Origin of the sequence: Paraburkholderia sp. Ac-20342, from assembly GCF_017104985.1 — a bacterium.
GTDB lineage: Bacteria > Pseudomonadota > Gammaproteobacteria > Burkholderiales > Burkholderiaceae > Paraburkholderia.
In genome coordinates this window covers 15,593-31,303 of sequence record NZ_JAAGPQ010000090.1, presented here as the reverse complement: position 1 = coordinate 31,303, position 15,711 = coordinate 15,593, and the positions used below count along the sequence as shown (strand labels likewise).

The following is a 15,711-nucleotide window of genomic DNA, read 5'->3' as shown; positions in this document are numbered from 1 at the left end:
CTCGTCGACGCCGAAGCGATCCTGCGCGGCGCGCTGCCGGATGCGGCGACGCTCGCGCGCGCCGGCGAGGCGGGGGCGGCGTCGCTCGACATTGTCGGTGATCCGCACGGCTCGGCGAGCTACAAGAAACATCTGCTGACTGTCTACCTCGGACGCGCGGTGCGCATCGCGCTGGAGGCGGCTCGCAACAAGGAGCAGGCATGACCATCATCGAAACCGCGCCGCTCGAAACCGGCGCCGCGCCGCGTCAGGTCGGACGCGGCATCAACCGGCTGGAAGCGAACGCCAAAGTGACCGGGCGCGCCGGCTATATCCATAACGTCTCGCTGCCGCGCATGCTGCACGCGAAGATTTTCCGCAGCACGGTCGCGCACGGCCGCATCGTGTCGATCGACACGAGCGCCGCGCGCGAGGCGCCGGGCGTATTCGCGGTCTATACCGCCGACGACATTCGCCGCGTGATTCCGGAGCCGTTCTTCGGCCCGGCGTTTCACGACCAGCCGATCCTCGCGGTCGACAAGGTGCGCTATATCGGCGAGCCGGTCGCGGTGGTGCTCGCGAGCGATCCGCATGCGGCCGAGGAAGCGACGCACCTGATCTACGCCGAATACGAAGAACTGCCGGCGGTGTTCAACGAAGTCGAGGCGGCGGCTTCCGACATTCACGTGCATGAAGAGCTGAAGCCGGCCGGCACGTTTCCGGACCTGAAGCATCTGGCGGGCCGCCAGGCGACCAACGTCGCGCTCGACTTCCGCGTGCGTCGCGGCGACGTCGATGCCGCGTTCGCGCAGGCCGCCCACGTATTCGACGATACCTTCACGACGCAGCAGGTCATGCACGTGCCGCTCGAGCCGATCGTGACGGTCGCGGAACCGGGCGAGAACGCCGGCACGCTGACGCTGCACACCGCATCGCAGAGCCCGTCGTTCGTGCGCATCGAGATCGCGCGGCTGCTCGGCTGGGCGGAAAACCGCGTGCGCGTGCGCGTCGGCCTGCTCGGCGGCGGCTTCGGCGCGAAGCTCTACATCAAGGTCGAAGCGCTCGCGGCGGCGCTCGCGCTGCTGACGCGCCGTCCCGTGCGCGTCGCGCTGACGATGGAAGAGCAGTTCTTCACGATCACGAAACACGCCACCACCTTCCGCATGCAGACCGCCGTCTCGGCGGACGGCCGCATCACGGGCCGGCGCTGCGAAGTGTGGTGGAACGGCGGCGCGTATGCCGACATCGGCCCGCGCGTCACGCAGAAGTCCGGCTTCACCGCGAGCGGCCCGTACGACATCGACAACGTGTCGATCGACTCGTATCAGGTGTACACGAACCTGCCGCCGGCCGGCGCGTTCCGCGGCTTCGGCATTCCGCAGATGGTGTGGGCGTACGAGAGCCACGCGGACATGATTGCGCGCAAGCTCAAGCTCGATCCGGTCGAGTTCCGCCGCCGCAATCTGCTGCGCGACGGCCAGCCGCACGCGACCGGCACCGTGATGCGCGACGCCGCGCTCGAACTGGTGCTCGACCGTGTCGCTACGCGCATGAACTGGAGCGCGCCGTTCGAACGCGGCAGCGGCGTGGTGCGCCGTGGCCGCGGCGTCGGCATCGGCTTCAAGGCGCTGGTTGCGCCGACCACCTCGGTCGCGATGGTGAGCCTGTCGGCCGACGGCAGCTGCACGGTCTATTCGAGTACCGTCGACATGGGCCAGGCCTCGGACACCGCGATCGCGCTGATGGCCGGCGACGTGCTCGGCATCGACGCGGAAAAGATCAAGGTGATCCGTCCCGACACCGATTCGACGCCGTACGACATGGCGACGCTCGGCTCGCGCTCGACGTTCCACATGGGCCACGCGGTGCGCCTCGCGGCCGAGGACGCGCGCGCGAAGCTGCGCCAGCTCGCCGACGAACTGGGCGTGCCGGCCGACGAACCGGCGCGCGCGGGCGATCTGCTCAAGCGCAAGTACGGCATGCAGGCGGGCAACATCGTCGGCATCGGCAGCTTCATTCCGCCGTACACGAAGCCCGATCACGAGACCGGCCAGTCCGACAACATCACGCCGAACTGGATGGTGGGCGGCACCGGCGTCGAAGTCGAAGTCGACGTCGAGACCGGCCACTTCAAGATCGTGCGTTTCGAGAACGTGGTCGATTGCGGCACGCCGATCAATCCGAAGGTCGTCGATACGCAGATTTCGGGCGCGGCGATCATGCAGCTCGGCATCACGATGTTCGAGCGCATGGAGTTCGATGAAGTCGGGCAGCTGCGCAACGCGTCGTTTGCCGAGTACAAGATTCCGGGCATCCACGACATCCCGCACCGGATCGGCCGCGAGACCGTCGACGCGTATCAGTCGAACGGGCCGTTCGGCGCGAAGGGCGTCGGCGAGAGCTCGACGTTCGGCGTCGCCTCGGCGATTGCCGAGGCGATCGAAGATGCCGTCGGCGTGCGCATCAAGACGCTGCCGATCACGCCCGAAGCCGTGTACCGCGCCATCTGCGCGGCACGCAACGAACCGCTGCCTGAGGAATGACCATGAGCGAGACCCTGATTAACCTCGAATTCACGCTGAACGGCGAGCGCGTGCGCGCCAACGTCGCGCCCCATCTGACGATTCTCGAAGTGCTGCGCAACGAGTTCGGCCTGTACGGTGCGCGCGAAAGCTGCGGCCAGGGGCTGTGCGGCTGCTGCACGGTGCTCGTCAACGGCGAGAGCGTGTCGGGCTGCCTGTACCTCGCGGCGATGGCGAACGGCGCCGAAGTCACGACCGTCGAGCATCTCGACGCGAACGGCGCGCTCGATCCGATCCAGCAGGCGTTCATCGACTGCGGCGCGTTCCAGTGCGGCTTCTGCACCTCGGGCTTCCTGATGATGAGCCGGCAACTGCTCGCCGAGAATCCCGATCCGACCGAGGCGGAGATTCGCCACTACCTGTCGGGCAATCTGTGCCGGTGCGGGGCGTACCCGGAAATCATCGAGGCGGTGAAGCTCGCCGCGCAGCGCCGCAAGGAGACGGCGTCCGCGTAAACCGCCTGCACGCGCGACAACAAGAACATCCGCACGTGCTGCATCGGGCGGGAGCCGGCGCCGGCGCGCCGCTCCCCACCGTTCCCGGAGACAACCACCCATGCCTTCTTCCGCCAACGGACGCGGCGAGCGCGCCCGCGCGACTCCGCCATCCGCGGGCAGCGCACCCGCGCCCGTCTGGTATCGCTCGATCAACCGCCAGCAGTGGAGCGCGCTGATCGCGTCCAATCTCGGCTGGTTTTTCGACGGCTACGAAACCTATGCGCTGATCCTCACGGTCGGCGGCGCGCTCGCGCAACTGCTCGCGCCGTCGCTGCATCCGCAGATTCCGTTCTACGCCGGCCTCGTGATCGCGCTGACGCTGCTCGGCTGGGGGCTCGGCGGGCTGATCGGCGGCGTGCTCGCGGACTACATCGGCCGCAAGCGCATGATGATGTTCGCGATCCTCGCGTATTCGCTGACCACGGGCCTCTCGGCGTTCGCGTGGGACTGGCTCTCGTTCGCGATGCTGCGCTTCGTCGTCGGGCTCGCGATGGGCTCCGAGTGGGCGACCGGCACCGCGATGACCGCCGAAATCTGGCCCGACCAGCATCGCGGCAAGGGCGCGGGCCTCATGCAATGCGGGCTCGGCACGGGCTTCTTCGTCGCCTCGTTCGTGTGGCTCTTCATGAGCCACAGCGGCGAACACGCGTGGCGCTATATGTACCTGATCGGCGTGCTGCCGGGACTCGCGACGCTGTGGATGCGCTCGGGCATTCCGGAATCCGAACAATGGGAGCGCGTCGATCGCGAACGCCGCGAGTCGCTCAGGCGCAAGCGCGCCGGCGAGCGGCTCGGCGAAGACCAGCAGGCGCTCGCGCGCTTCACGCTGCTCGACCTGTTCGCCTCGAAGGAGCTGCGCCGCCGCACCGTGATCGCGGTGCTGATGTCACTGTCGACGACGCTCGGCTGGTGGGGCATCTCGACGTGGGTGCCGCCGTATATCGGCTCGGTCGCCGCGCATGCGGGCCTTTCCGCGCCGACGTGGGCGAGCTATGCGGGTATGGCGTACAACGTCGGCGCGATCGCCGGTTATATCGGCCTCGGCTTTCTCGCCGACGCTTTCGGCCGCCGCCGCATCACGTTCCTGTTCTTCGTGATGGCGTTCGTGCTGACGCCGGTGCTGTTCCTGTGGACGCACGAGATCGCCGTGCTGCTCGCGGTCGCGTGCGTCACGGGCTTCTTCAGTCTCGGGCAATATACGTGGCAGCCGACGTGGTTGCCCGAGCTGTACCCGACGCGCGTACGCGGTACCGCGATCGCGTTCTGCTTCAACGTACCGCGTTTTCTCGCGTGGACCGGGCCGCTCGTCGCCGGCACGCTGATCTCGCGCTTCGGCGGCTACGGCCACGCGGCGGTGACGGTCGGCTTCATTTACGTGATCGGCATCGTGCTCGCGCCGTTTCTGCCCGAGACGCGCGGCCAACCTCTTCCTGAACAGGTGTGACTATCATGCAATTCATCCAGTCGAAAGACGTGCCGCCGCCCGGCGGCCACTACTCGCAGGCCGTCACCGCCAACGGCTTCACGTTCGTCTCGGGGATGCTGCCCGGCCCCGGCGTCGCCACCGACGGGCCCGACAACTTCGAGCGCCAGGTGCGCGCGGTGCTCGCGCATTGCGAGAACGTGCTGAAGGCGGCCGGCAGCGACATGCGCGACGTCGTGCAGTGCATCGCCTATATCGTCGGCATCGACTATTGGCCCGAGTTCAACCGGATCTACGCCGACGTGTTCGGCGATCACAAGCCGGCGCGCGCGGTCGTGCCGGTGCCGGAACTGCACCACGGCTTTCTCGTCGAGGTGCAGATGGTGGCCGTGGCGCGGAACTGACGGCGCGTACGCGAGGAGCGAGGAGAGAGGCGATGGAGAGTATCGACGTCGAGGTGCTGCGGCATTGCGTCGACTGGCTCGGGCGCGGCCACCGCGTGGTGCTCGCGACGGTCACGCGCACGTGGGGTTCGAGCCCGCGGCCGGTCGGCGCGATGCTCGCGCTGCGCGACGACGGCGTCGTATGCGGTTCGGTGTCGGGCGGCTGCATCGAAGACGACCTGATCGACCGCATGCGCCGCGCGCCGCTCGTCACGCATCTGCCGGAGCGCGTGACCTATGGCGTATCCGCTGATGAAGCGCGGCGCTTTGGCCTGCCGTGCGGCGGCACGATGGAACTGGTGCTGGAGCCGCTTAATGCCGACGCGCAGGCCGACGCGCAGGCGCCGGGCGGCATCGGCACGCTGGCCGCGCGCATCGGCGGCGGCGAACGGGTGGCGCGCGAACTCGATCTGGCGAGCGGCCGCGCGCGGCTGCGGCCCGCGCGTGCCGACGAGCAGTTGCGTTGCGACGCGCATACGCTGACGACCGTGCATGGGCCGCGCTATCGGCTGCTGCTGATCGGCGCGGGCGATCTCGCGCGTTTTCTCGCGACGATCGCGGTGGGCCTCGGCTATCAGGTGACGGTCTGCGATCCGCGTGAAGAGTATGCGGACGACTGGGACGTGCCGAACGTGCGTCTCGTGCGCACGATGCCCGACGATACGGTGCTCGCGATGAAACTCGACGGCCACAGCGCGGTGGTCGCGCTGACGCACGATCCGAAGCTCGACGATCTCGCGCTGATCGATGCGTTGCAGACCGAGGCGTTCTACGTCGGCGCGATCGGTTCGCGTTCGAATAGCGCGAAGCGGCGCGAGCGTCTCAAACTGTTCGACGTCAGCGAGGCGCAGCTCGCGCGCTTGCGCGGTCCCGCGGGACTGTCGATCGGCAGCCGCACGCCGCCGGAGATCGCGGTGTCGATCGCGGCCGAGTTGACCGCGGCGAGGAATGGTGTCGCCGCGCGGCCGCCTGTCGAGCGCGAAAGGGAAACGCGGGCGTACGAGCCGGACGAAGCCGTGTGTCCGGCGCTGCTCGAACTCGAAGCGGCCGGTTGACTCACGCGCCGTTCGTCGTGCTTCAGGTCGCCGTACTTCAGGGTTTGCCCGAGTGCGTGAATGTCCACCACTCGCGGCGCAGCGCGTCGCGCAGAATCTTGCCGCGTGCGTTGCGCGGCAATTCGTTCACCAGATAAATCTGGCGCGGCTGTTTTTCGCGCGGCAGTTTGGCGCGGCACAGCGTGACCAGTTCCGCGATCTCGATCTTCATGCCCGGATGCGGCACCACGAAGCACACGGGCTCCTGTCCGTAGATCGGATCGGGCACGCCGACCGCCACCGCGTCCTGCACGGCGGGATGTTCGAGCAGCAGGTCCTCGATTTCCTGCGGCAGCACCTTCACGCCGCCGCGAATGATCAGATCGTCCATGCGGCCCGAGACGACCACGAAGCCTTGCGTGTCGATGCTCGCGACGTCGCGCGTGGCGAGCGGCGCGCCGCGGATCGGCTCGATCCGGTGCGCGTCGTTCAACAGGCCGAGTGCGAGTTTCTCGCCCGCGACGACCACCTGGCCCGGCGTGCCGGGCGCGCACGGCGCACCGTTCGGGTCGACGACCGAGAAGCCGATATGCCCGACCGGATAGCCGACCGTGCCGAACTTGCGGCGCGTATAGCGGTTGCCGCACATCCATCCCGCTTCCGACGACCCGTACAGGTTCAGCACGCGAATCCCGTAGTGCGCCTCGAAGCGCGCCCATTGCACGGTCGACAGCGGCGCGGTGCTGCAGGTGATCGCGCGCAGCGACGCGAGCTTGCCGCCCTCGATGTCGACCGGCGCTTCGAGCAGCAGGTTCAGCACGGTCGGCACGCCGGCGCTGACGCTCACGCGATGTGTGGCGATCCACTGTGCGAAGCGGCTGCGCGAGAAGCTGCGCGCGACGCACAGCGTCGAGCCGAGTTGCAGGAACGGAATCAGGCTCAGGATCTGCGCGGAATACCAGTCGAACGAGCGGTATTCGAGCGTGCGGTCGTCGGCCGTGAGCGCAAGCAGGTCGATGGTATCGAGGCCGTTGTACCAGTAGCTCGCATGATCGTAGACGACGACCTTCGGCACGCCCGTGGTGCCGGATGTGCAGCACATCGCGGCGATTTCGTCGATGCCGCCGGGTTCGTCGGTGTCGGGTAGCGGCGTATCGTCGTCATGGTTCGATGCCGTGGCGAGGGGCGTGGTCACGAAGCGCAGTTGCGCTTGCGGGTCGTCCACATTCGTGTCCACATCTGCATCCGCATTCGCGGGCCACGCGCCAAAGCGCACGATGCGCGCGCTGCTCGTGGGCAGGACGGTTTCGTCCGCGTGCTCAGCGATCAGCACGAACGCGGGATCGATGCGATCGAACACGCGCTGTGCGCCGTGCGCGCCGAGGAACGCGACATCGAGCGGACAGACGATCGCGCGCAGCCGCCACAGCGCGAGCCACAGCAGCAGCTTCTCGATGCCCTCGCTGCCGGCCAGCACCACGCGCGCGCCGCGTGTGACGTTTGCGCGTTGCAACTGGCGCGCGAGCGCATCGACGTACTGCGCGAGTTCCGTGAAGTCGATCGACAGATTGCGCTCGACGTCGACGAGCGCCGTCTTGTGCGGCGTGCGTTGCCGGTGCGCGTCGAGCAGCGCGCCGACGCGCGCGAACGGCAACGCGACGGTCATGCGGTCTCGGTGCGCGCGGGGCGGGCCGCCACCGGTTCGGCGAGCGTCTCGAGCGCCCATTCGCGGAATAGCTCGACTTTCTTGAGCTTGGCCTTGTCGATTGGCGAGGCGATGAAATAGGCGGAATTCGATTGCACGCGCACGTCGAACGGCGCGACCAGCGCGCCGCTCGCGAGATCGGCATCGACGAGCGGCGAGCGGCCGATCGCGAGTCCGACGCCATTGACCGCCGCCGCGAGCGACGTCAGTTGCAGATGAAATACCGCTTCGCCCGCGAATTCGACGGGCTCGCGCACGGCCGCTTCGAGCCAGCTGGGCCAGTCGTCCTGGTACATCGAATAGAAGTAGGTGCGGATCTGCCGGAAGCGCGCAAGACCCTCGGCAATCGAATCGAACGCTCCGGCTTCCGCGAGCGCGCCCGGCGCGCACACGGGGAAAAACGTCTCGCCGTGCAGGCGGTCGGCGCGCACCGAGGCCCAGCGTCCCGAGCCGTAGCGGATCGCGACGTCGTAGCTGTTGCGCTTGAATTCGTCGAAGTTCGAGCTGGTCGCGAGGTGTACCGTGATGTCCGGATGCCGGCGCTGGAAGTCGGGCAGCTTCGGAATCAGGCACTTGATCGCGTAGGTCGGCAGGCTCGCGACCGTTAGCACTGCGCTCGGTTTTTTCTTGCGTGCGCGGTCGGTCGCCATCGACAGCAGATTGATCGCCTCGTGTACCGACTGCAGGTATTCGCGCGCCGCCGGTGTCAGCGAGAGCACGTTGCGACGGCGTACGAACAGTTTGATGTCGAGCCGCTCTTCGAGCGTCTTGATCTGATGGCTGATCGCGGTTTGCGTGAGTTCGAGTTCCTGCGCCGCGCGCGTGAAACTGAGGTGCCGCGATGCCGCTTCGAACGCGAGCAGGCTCTGCAGGGATGGGATGTACGGTCTCATGCGATGTCAGGCCGGATCACATTCGGAAGGTCGGATTATAGTCGGTTTGAGATTAACGTACGTAGCGGTGCGCACACAAGACGGAGCGCGAAGACGCAGCGCGCGCGCCGCGGCGAGGCTGCCTCGCGAGGGGGGATAATCGCGCACGGCAGAGCATGAAAGAAACTCATCCCCTCTATGAAAGAGGATCGTTTGCACGATGTGCATCGATGCTGCAATGTTGCGCCTACGATGCCGCGCTTGAGCCACTTTCACGCGGACGACCCCACAGAACCGGTATCAGCGAGACCAAGGAGACAACACCGTGAGTCAAACGGCGAAAGCCCATTCACTGGACCTGCGCGCATGGCTCGACGAGGCGCGCGCGCTCGGCGAATTGACGGAAGTATCGGGCGCGGACTGGAACCTCGAACTGGGCGCGATCAGCGAGCTGAACGTGAAGAAAGAGCGCCCGAGCGCGCTGCTTTTCGACGATATCCCAGGCTATCCCAAGGGTTTTCGCGTAGCGACCTGCACGACCGCGAGCCCGGCGCGCCTCGCGTCGATCCTGCGCCTCGCCGGCGGCGAATCGCACAAGGCGCTCGTGCAGACGCTGCGCGGCAAGCCCAAGCAATGGCAAAGCCAGGCCGAGGGGTACGACCCGGTCGTCGTGAACGACGGCGCGGTGTTCGAGAACGTGCAAAGCGGTGACGACGTCGACCTGTTTTCGTTTCCGTCGCCGCTGTGGCATGAAAAGGACGGCGGCCGCTATATCGGCACCGGCTGCATGGTCGTCACGAAAGACCTCGACTCCGACTGGATCAACGTCGGCACCTATCGTGTGATGATTCACGACCGCAATCACGTCGGCCTCGACATGATTCCGGGCAAGCACGGCGCGATTCAATACGACAAACATATGAAGGCCGGCAAGCCGTTTCCGGTCGCGATCGTGATCGGCTGCGATCCGCTCGGCTACCTCGTGTCGGGCATCGAAGTGCCGTTCGGCATGTGCGAGCTGAACTACATCGGCGCGATTCTCGGCAAGCCGGTCGAAGTCGTGAACGGCCAGTTGACCGGCCTGCCGTTCCCGAGCGCCTCGGAGATCGTGATCGAAGGCTATGCGCATCCGGGCGACGAGCGTATCGAAGGGCCGTTCGGCGAATTCCACGGCTATTACCCGGGCAAGGCGGAGACCGCGCCGGTCGTCACGATCGAGCGGATTTACTACCGCAACCAGCCGATCATCATGGGCAGCCCGCCGGCCAAACCGCCCAACGACTACTCGTACTCGAAGGCGGTGATGCGCTCGGCGCTGCTCGTCGACGCGTTGCAGGCCGCCGGCGTGCCCGACGTCGAAGGCGTGTGGGCGCACGAGATCGGCGGCGCGCGCATGTTCAACGTCGTGTCGATCCGCCAGCGCTATGCGGGCCATGCGCGCCAGGCCGGGCATATCCTGAACCAGTGCGGCGTCGGCGCGTATATGTCGCGCTACACGATCGTGGTCGACGAGGACATCGATCCGTCGAATCTGCAGGAAGTGATGTGGGCCGTCGCGACGCGCTCCGATCCGGACCTCGACATCGACATCATCAAGCGCGGCATGGGCTCGAAGAACGATCCGATGTCGATCGCGTATCCGTACAAGGCGCCGTTCAATTCGAAGGCGATCATCGACGCCTGCCGTCCGTACGACTTCATCAAGGAGTTTCCCGAAGTGGCCGAGGCGAGCAAGGAATTGCAGGAAAAGGTCCGCGAAAAATGGCGGCACGTGCTCGACTGAGCATGCGCGAGCCGCAATGAACGCGGCGCCGGGAGCCGGCGCCGCCACCACCCGTCATACCGGTTCTCCCATATCGCGCCCATGAGGCCGGCGAGAGAGCCTGTCGTCCGCAGTACAAGGAGATTTGCAATGGAACTGACCGGCGAACGCATTTTGCCGCTGCCGCGCGAGCGCGTCTGGGACGCATTGAACGACCCCGAGATACTGAAGGTATCGGTGCCCGGCTGCGAGTCGCTCGAACGCGTCGACGACACGCACTACAAGGTCGTGATGGCCGCTGCCGTCGGGCCCGTGAAGGCGCGCTTCAACGGCAAGCTGACGCTCACCGATCTGCGCGCGCCGGAAGCCTATTCGCTGAGCTTCGAGGGCTCGGGCGGCGCGGCCGGCTTCGGCAAGGGCACCGCGCAGGTCGAGCTGGCGCCGGAAGGCAGCGGCACGAAGCTCGTGTATCGCGCGAATGCGCAGGTGGGCGGCCGGCTCGCGCAGGTCGGCGCGCGGCTGATCGACGGCGTCGCGAAGAAGATGGCCGAAGAGTTTTTCGGGCGCTTCACCGAAGCGCTCGCACCGGAGATGCCGGCCGAGGCCGTGGTTGACGGCAGTGCCGACACGGCAGACGCTGCAGCCGCCGGGGCAGCGCAAAGTACCACGCCGCATGCGGCCGCCACGGCCGCGGTGGCATCGAGCGCGCGCGCGGCGGGCGGCGGCAGCAGCAAGCTGTGGCTGTGGGCAACACTCGGCGTGGTGGTGGCCGTGGCCCTCGTGTACGCCTTCCATTGATGCACTTTTCACCGGCGAGTCCACGATGCACGATCTGACTTCATCTGAGCACTCGCGCGGCAACCGGGCACGCCGCATCGTCGTCGGCATCAGCGGCGCGTCGGGGGCGATCTATGGTGTGCGGTTGCTCGAGATGCTGCGCGCGGCCAACGTCGAGTCGCACCTGGTGGCGAGCCGCTCGGCCCAGATCACGCTCGCCGACGAGCTGGGCATGACGCTCGCCGACGTGAAGCAGCTCGCCGACGTGCATTACCCGAATGCCGACATCGGCGCGGCGATCGCGAGCGGTTCGTTTCGCGTCGACGGGATGGTCGTCGCGCCGTGCTCGATCAAGACGCTCTCGGAGATCGCGACCGGCTGCACGAGTTCGCTGCTGTCACGCTCGGCCGACGTGATGCTGAAGGAGCGCCGCCGTCTCGTGCTGATGGTGCGCGAAACGCCGCTGCACGCGGGGCATATCCGCAGCATGGGCGCGGTCACCGAGGCGGGTGCGATCGTCTATCCGCCGGTGCCCGCGTTCTATGCGAAGCCGGCGTCGCTCGAGCAGATGGTCGATCAGACGCTCGGCCGCGTGCTCGACCTGTTCGACATCGATACCGAAGCGGTGCGCCGCTGGCAGGGTCTCGCCGATTCGTTCGCGGGCGCGCGTGGCGCCGAGGCCGACTGAGCGGCGGTAGCACGGATGGCACAAACGACGGCATAAGCGACGGCACAAGCGACGGATTCGGTCCGCCACTCAACCGGGACAGCAGAACAACGATTACTGGAGACACAGATGCGGGACAGCAGAGTCTTAAATGCGCAGGCGGGCTCGCAGCCCACGCCGCGCGACAACATGGCCGGCAGCGCGGAGGCGGCCGCCGCCTCCGGCCAGCAGGCGGCCGAACTGCTCGCGCGCATCGAAAGCGTGCCGTTTTCGCGCTGGCATACGAAGGCGCGCGTCGTGATCGGCAGTTCGACGTTCTTCGATGCGTTCGACGCGCTCTCGCTCGCGTTCGTGCTGCCGGTGCTGGTCGGCCTGTGGCAGATCAAGCCGCTGCAGATCGGCTTTCTGATCGGCGCGAGCTATATCGGCCAGTTCATCGGCGCGCTCGTGTTCGGCTGGTACGCCGAGCGCTCGGGCCGGATTCGCAGCGCGACGGTTTCGATCGCGATCATGTCGGTGATGAGCCTCGGCTGCGCGCTGTCCGGCAACATTCCGATGCTGCTCGCGTGCCGCTTCATCCAGGGCATCGGCGTCGGCGGACAGATGCCGGTCGCGGCGACGTACATCAGCGAACTGTCGAATGCGCACGGTCGCGGCAAATATTTTCTGCTCTACGAAATGCTTTTCCCGGTCGGCCTGATGGCGGCGGGGCAGCTCGGCGCCTGGCTCGTGCCGGCGGTCGGCTGGAAGGTGATGTTCTGGATCGGCGCGGTGCCGGGCCTGATGATCGCGTTCTTCGTGTCGCGGCTGCCGGAGTCGCCGCGCTGGCTGATCGGCAAGGGACGCTACGCGGAAGCCGAAGTGGTCGTGCGCAGCATGGAAGCGAGCACGCCGCGCCGCATCCTGGCGGCGGGCGGCCCGAAGGTGAGCGCAGCGAAGCTCGCGCCGACGGGCAAGAAGGCCGGCTGGCGCGAACTGCTTTCGCCGTTCTATCGCGGCCGCACGCTGATCGTGTGGGTGCTGTGGGCGACGGCGTTCTTCATTGCGAACAGCCTGAACAACTGGCTGCCGACGCTGTATCGCACCGTCTATCAGTTGCCGTTGCAATCGGCCTTGCGCGCGGCGTCGATGACCAACATCGCCCAGGTCGTGCTGCTTCTCGTGTGCGCCTATTCGATCGACCGCATCGGCCGCCGCAACTGGACGCTCGCGGCGTTCTGCGCGGGCGGCGCGCTGTCGGTCGCGCTCGGACTGTTCGCCGCGCACAGCGTGTGGGGCGTGATGGTGATGGGCACGCTCACTTACGGGCTGATCGGTTCGATCAACGCGGTGCTCTATCTGTACACGCCCGAGGTCTATCCGACGCGGATGCGCGCGACCGGCACCGGCCTCGCGACGTCGTGGCTGCGGCTCGCGTCGGCGGTGGGCCCGACGCTCGTCGGTCTGCTCGTGCACACCGAGGGCACCGGTTCGGTGTTCCTGATGTTCGCGGCAGTCAGCGCGGTCGGCGCCCTGGCTGCGACGGGCATGATCGAAACGCGCGAGCGCAGCCTCGAAGAGATCGCGCCCTGATCCGAGTGCGTATCCGCACTGAGTGAGCTTGTATCTGAGCTGTACCTGAGCCGTACCGGCGCCGCCCTGTCGCGCGGCGCCAGCCATACCCCTACCCCGAAAAAAAGAATCTGCCCGCCCCGTTGCCGCAACGGGGCGCGGCAGCGCGCGCTCGCGCGCAACCCCGGCGGCGATGCCACGACATCGTCCGCCGATGCACAACAACGATCTGGAGACTCTCGCGATGACAAGGAAGAACGGCAGCCGGTTGGCGAAGTACGCGCGCATGGCGCTCGGCATGGGTTTATTGACGGGGGGCGCGGCGTACGCGCAATCGTCGGTGCAGTTGTACGGGATCGTCGGCACGTATGTCGGCAGCGTCAAGCACAGCAGCGGGCCGGCGGCCGCGGTCACGCTGGGCGGCGGCGGCCTGACGACGTCGTTCTGGGGCCTGCGCGGCTCCGAGGATATCGGCGGCGGCAACTCGGTGGAGTTCGCACTCGAAAGCTTCTTCCAGCCGAACACGGGCGCGATGGGCCGCACGCCGGCCGATCCTTTCCTGTCCCGCAACGCGTACGTCGGCGTGTCGACGCACTACGGCAAATTGTGGCTGGGCCGGCAGACGAACCCGACCTACATCAACATGCAGTTGCTGAACCCGTTCGGCGCGTCGGTGGTGTTCTCGCCGATCGTTCTGCAAACCTTCGTGGCGACGTTCAACAACACGGTGATCGGCGACACCGTCTGGGACAATGCCGCGCAATACCAGACGCCGAATCTGGCCGGGCTCACCGCCTCGGCAATTTATGGGTTCGGCGGCGTCGCGGGCGCGAACGGCATCGCCAATCTCGGCTTGCATGCGAAGTACGTGAACGGGCCGTTCCTCGCGGCGGTGTCGTTGCAGCGCGTGCGCACGCCGGTTACCGCGCCGGTGTCCGAGCAGGACATGTGGATGGGCGGCATGACGTACAACTTCAACATCGCGAAAGTCTATGCGCTGGCCGAGGGGGCGCAGACCTACGGCAAGCCGGCGAGCGCGCACACGTACATGCTGGGTCTGTCGGCGCCGATCGGCGTGGGCTCGGTGCTCGCCGAGTGGGCGCGCACGACGCGCAGCGCGCCGCTCAACGTGCGCACGATGCGTAACACGGGCTCGATCGCCTACGATTACCCGCTGTCGAAACGCACCGACGTGTATCTCGTGGGCATGTACGACAAGACGAGCGGCTACGGTTCGGCGACGACGACGGCATTGGGTCTGCGGCACGCATTCTGAGCGTGCCGTCGTGCCGATTCAGGGACTTCGAACTCACGGAGCAAATATGGCAATCGATCAGACCGTCGTGTCATCTTTCACGCCTACGGGCAAGGTGCGCGCGTCGATCAATCTCGGCAATCCGATACTCGCGAACCAGGACCCGGTGTCCGGCGAACCGGTGGGTGTCTCGGTCGATCTGGCGCGTGCGTTTGCGACGCGCCTGAACGTCGAACTGGAACTGGTGGTATTCGATGCGGCGGGCAAGTCGGTGCAGGCGGTCAGCGACGAGCAGGCCGACTTCGGTTTCTTCGCGATCGATCCCCTGCGCGGCGAGAAAATCGCGTTTACCGCGCCGTATGTGCTGATCGAAGGCTATTACCTCGTGCGCGACGATTCGCCGATCCGCTCGAATGAAGAGGTCGATCGTGCGCATAACCGGGTGGTGGTCGGCAAGGGGAGTGCGTACGATCTGTTTCTGACGCGTGCGCTGAAGGACGCGCGGATCGTGCGCGCGCCCACTTCGCCGACTGTGGTGCAGACGTTTCTCGAAGAGCAGGCGGAAGTGGCGGCGGGCGTGAAGCAGCAACTCGAAGCGGATGCGCGGCAGGTTGGCGGATTGCGGTTGCTCGGCGAGCGCTTCATGGTGATTCAGCAGGCGATGGGTGTGCCGAAGAGTCGCGGCGAGGGCGCGGCCCAAGCGTTGCGGGCGTTCGTCGAGGAGATGAAGGCGTCGGGTTTTGTGGCTGAAGCGCTGGCGCGGCATCGGATCGGTGGGGCGTCGGTGGCGCCGTTGGTGGGGTGATTGGAGAGGCACCTGCCGTTGCTGAGGTTGGCGGCGTCAGGGGCATCAATTGCTGTGTATTGGTGGTTTTTTATCGTCTCATGCGGGAGTGCCGCCAAAGTCTCATCAGGATCGAGTACGCCATGATGGTAACGATCAGGTCGATGAGCATCATGGAGAGGATATAGAACAGTTCGTAGTCGGCAACGCCGAATGCTTCTGAGATCACGATTAAATAGTGTTGCTGCTGCAATGTCATTGGCATCGGGTAGGTGTGGACGTACCGGATTGCCAAGAAATATAAGGTACAGAACAGCAGTACTTTGGTGGTTTTACGGACAAGTTTTGCCATTTGCAATTGTCTTGTTCCAGCCATGTAG

Annotated in this window: 14 protein-coding genes and 1 pseudogene; 12 read left to right on the top strand and 3 right to left on the bottom strand. The window is 66.5% G+C overall.

The genetic code is table 11. The annotated features are described in order from the left end of the window. The 6 genes and pseudogenes from G3N58_RS27460 to G3N58_RS27435 form a co-directional block, all read left to right on the top strand. A pseudogene (locus G3N58_RS27460) lies at positions 1-204 on the top strand (xanthine dehydrogenase family protein subunit M); the annotation flags it as partial. Further along, on the top strand, positions 201-2,522 hold the full coding sequence (locus G3N58_RS27455) for a xanthine dehydrogenase family protein molybdopterin-binding subunit (protein ID WP_167043361.1): 2,322 nt from the start codon (positions 201-203) through the stop codon (positions 2,520-2,522). The pseudogene G3N58_RS27460 and the gene G3N58_RS27455, both read left to right, overlap by 4 nt. Positions 2,523-2,524: 2 nt before the next feature. Further along, positions 2,525-3,016, top strand: a complete 492-nt coding sequence (locus G3N58_RS27450) for a (2Fe-2S)-binding protein (protein ID WP_167043359.1) — start codon at positions 2,525-2,527, stop codon at positions 3,014-3,016. 100 nt (positions 3,017-3,116) lie between these two features. Continuing rightward, entirely contained in the window at positions 3,117-4,502 is a 1,386-nt protein-coding gene (locus G3N58_RS27445) for an MFS transporter (RefSeq protein WP_167043357.1), read from the top strand. Positions 4,503-4,507: 5 nt separating this feature from the next. After that, a complete protein-coding gene (locus tag G3N58_RS27440; protein ID WP_167283225.1) occupies positions 4,508-4,885 on the top strand; it encodes a RidA family protein in 378 nt (125 codons plus the stop codon). Between the two features lie 32 nt (positions 4,886-4,917). Next, entirely contained in the window at positions 4,918-5,979 is a 1,062-nt protein-coding gene (locus tag G3N58_RS27435) for an XdhC family protein (RefSeq protein ID WP_206000785.1), read from the top strand. A gap of 37 nt (positions 5,980-6,016) precedes the next feature. On the opposite strand, the gene G3N58_RS27430 is transcribed toward G3N58_RS27435, so the two are convergent. Together G3N58_RS27430 and G3N58_RS27425 are read right to left on the bottom strand one after the other, a co-directional pair. Further along, positions 6,017-7,624, bottom strand: coding sequence for a fatty acid--CoA ligase family protein (locus G3N58_RS27430; RefSeq protein WP_206000783.1), 1,608 nt, complete (start codon positions 7,622-7,624; stop codon positions 6,017-6,019). Beyond that, on the bottom strand, positions 7,621-8,556 hold the full coding sequence (locus tag G3N58_RS27425; protein WP_167043350.1) for a LysR substrate-binding domain-containing protein: 936 nt from the start codon (positions 8,554-8,556) through the stop codon (positions 7,621-7,623). The genes G3N58_RS27430 and G3N58_RS27425 overlap by 4 nt, the downstream gene beginning before the upstream one ends. 304 nt (positions 8,557-8,860) lie before the next feature. On the opposite strand from G3N58_RS27425, the gene G3N58_RS27420 reads away from it, so the two are divergent. From G3N58_RS27420 to G3N58_RS27395, 6 genes are all read left to right on the top strand, one after another. Next, entirely contained in the window at positions 8,861-10,318 is a 1,458-nt protein-coding gene (locus G3N58_RS27420; protein ID WP_167043348.1) for a UbiD family decarboxylase, read from the top strand. Positions 10,319-10,447: 129 nt separating this feature from the next. Beyond that, positions 10,448-11,095 (top strand): carbon monoxide dehydrogenase subunit G, encoded by a 648-nt coding sequence (locus G3N58_RS27415; protein WP_167043346.1) that lies wholly within the window; start codon positions 10,448-10,450, stop codon positions 11,093-11,095. 25 nt (positions 11,096-11,120) lie between these two features. After that, positions 11,121-11,762: a UbiX family flavin prenyltransferase gene (locus tag G3N58_RS27410; RefSeq protein WP_167043344.1), complete on the top strand. Its 642-nt coding sequence runs from the start codon at positions 11,121-11,123 to the stop codon at positions 11,760-11,762. A 108-nt stretch (positions 11,763-11,870) separates the two neighbouring features. After that, complete coding sequence (locus G3N58_RS27405) at positions 11,871-13,313, top strand: MFS transporter (protein WP_240162740.1); 1,443 nt, start codon at positions 11,871-11,873, stop codon at positions 13,311-13,313. A 223-nt stretch (positions 13,314-13,536) separates the two neighbouring features. Next, a complete protein-coding gene (locus G3N58_RS27400; RefSeq protein ID WP_240159012.1) occupies positions 13,537-14,568 on the top strand; it encodes a porin in 1,032 nt (343 codons plus the stop codon). Between the two features lie 46 nt (positions 14,569-14,614). Beyond that, positions 14,615-15,352: an ABC transporter substrate-binding protein gene (locus G3N58_RS27395; protein ID WP_205988955.1), complete on the top strand. Its 738-nt coding sequence runs from the start codon at positions 14,615-14,617 to the stop codon at positions 15,350-15,352. Positions 15,353-15,422: 70 nt separating this feature from the next. Here the strand turns inward: G3N58_RS27395 and G3N58_RS27390 are convergent, their stop codons facing one another. Continuing rightward, positions 15,423-15,683, bottom strand: a complete 261-nt coding sequence (locus G3N58_RS27390) for a hypothetical protein (RefSeq protein WP_167283220.1) — start codon at positions 15,681-15,683, stop codon at positions 15,423-15,425. Positions 15,684-15,711: the final 28 nt, after the last annotated feature.

Bases quoted from the DNA above. Each gene is read 5' to 3' on its own strand.
- G3N58_RS27455 (WP_167043361.1), top strand. From the start codon at position 201: ATGACCATCATCGAAACCGCGCCGCTCGAAACCGGCGCCGCGCCGCGT.
- G3N58_RS27430 (WP_206000783.1), bottom strand. From the start codon at position 7,624: ATGACCGTCGCGTTGCCGTTCGCGCGCGTCGGCGCGCTGCTCGACGCG.
- G3N58_RS27450 (WP_167043359.1), top strand. From the start codon at position 2,525: ATGAGCGAGACCCTGATTAACCTCGAATTCACGCTGAACGGCGAGCGC.
- G3N58_RS27445 (WP_167043357.1), top strand. From the start codon at position 3,117: ATGCCTTCTTCCGCCAACGGACGCGGCGAGCGCGCCCGCGCGACTCCG.
- G3N58_RS27410 (WP_167043344.1), top strand. From the start codon at position 11,121: ATGCACGATCTGACTTCATCTGAGCACTCGCGCGGCAACCGGGCACGC.
- G3N58_RS27440 (WP_167283225.1), top strand. From the start codon at position 4,508: ATGCAATTCATCCAGTCGAAAGACGTGCCGCCGCCCGGCGGCCACTAC.
- G3N58_RS27405 (WP_240162740.1), top strand. From the start codon at position 11,871: ATGCGGGACAGCAGAGTCTTAAATGCGCAGGCGGGCTCGCAGCCCACG.
- G3N58_RS27435 (WP_206000785.1), top strand. From the start codon at position 4,918: ATGGAGAGTATCGACGTCGAGGTGCTGCGGCATTGCGTCGACTGGCTC.
- G3N58_RS27415 (WP_167043346.1), top strand. From the start codon at position 10,448: ATGGAACTGACCGGCGAACGCATTTTGCCGCTGCCGCGCGAGCGCGTC.
- G3N58_RS27395 (WP_205988955.1), top strand. From the start codon at position 14,615: ATGGCAATCGATCAGACCGTCGTGTCATCTTTCACGCCTACGGGCAAG.
- G3N58_RS27425 (WP_167043350.1), bottom strand. From the start codon at position 8,556: ATGAGACCGTACATCCCATCCCTGCAGAGCCTGCTCGCGTTCGAAGCG.
- G3N58_RS27400 (WP_240159012.1), top strand. From the start codon at position 13,537: ATGACAAGGAAGAACGGCAGCCGGTTGGCGAAGTACGCGCGCATGGCG.
- G3N58_RS27390 (WP_167283220.1), bottom strand. From the start codon at position 15,683: ATGGCAAAACTTGTCCGTAAAACCACCAAAGTACTGCTGTTCTGTACC.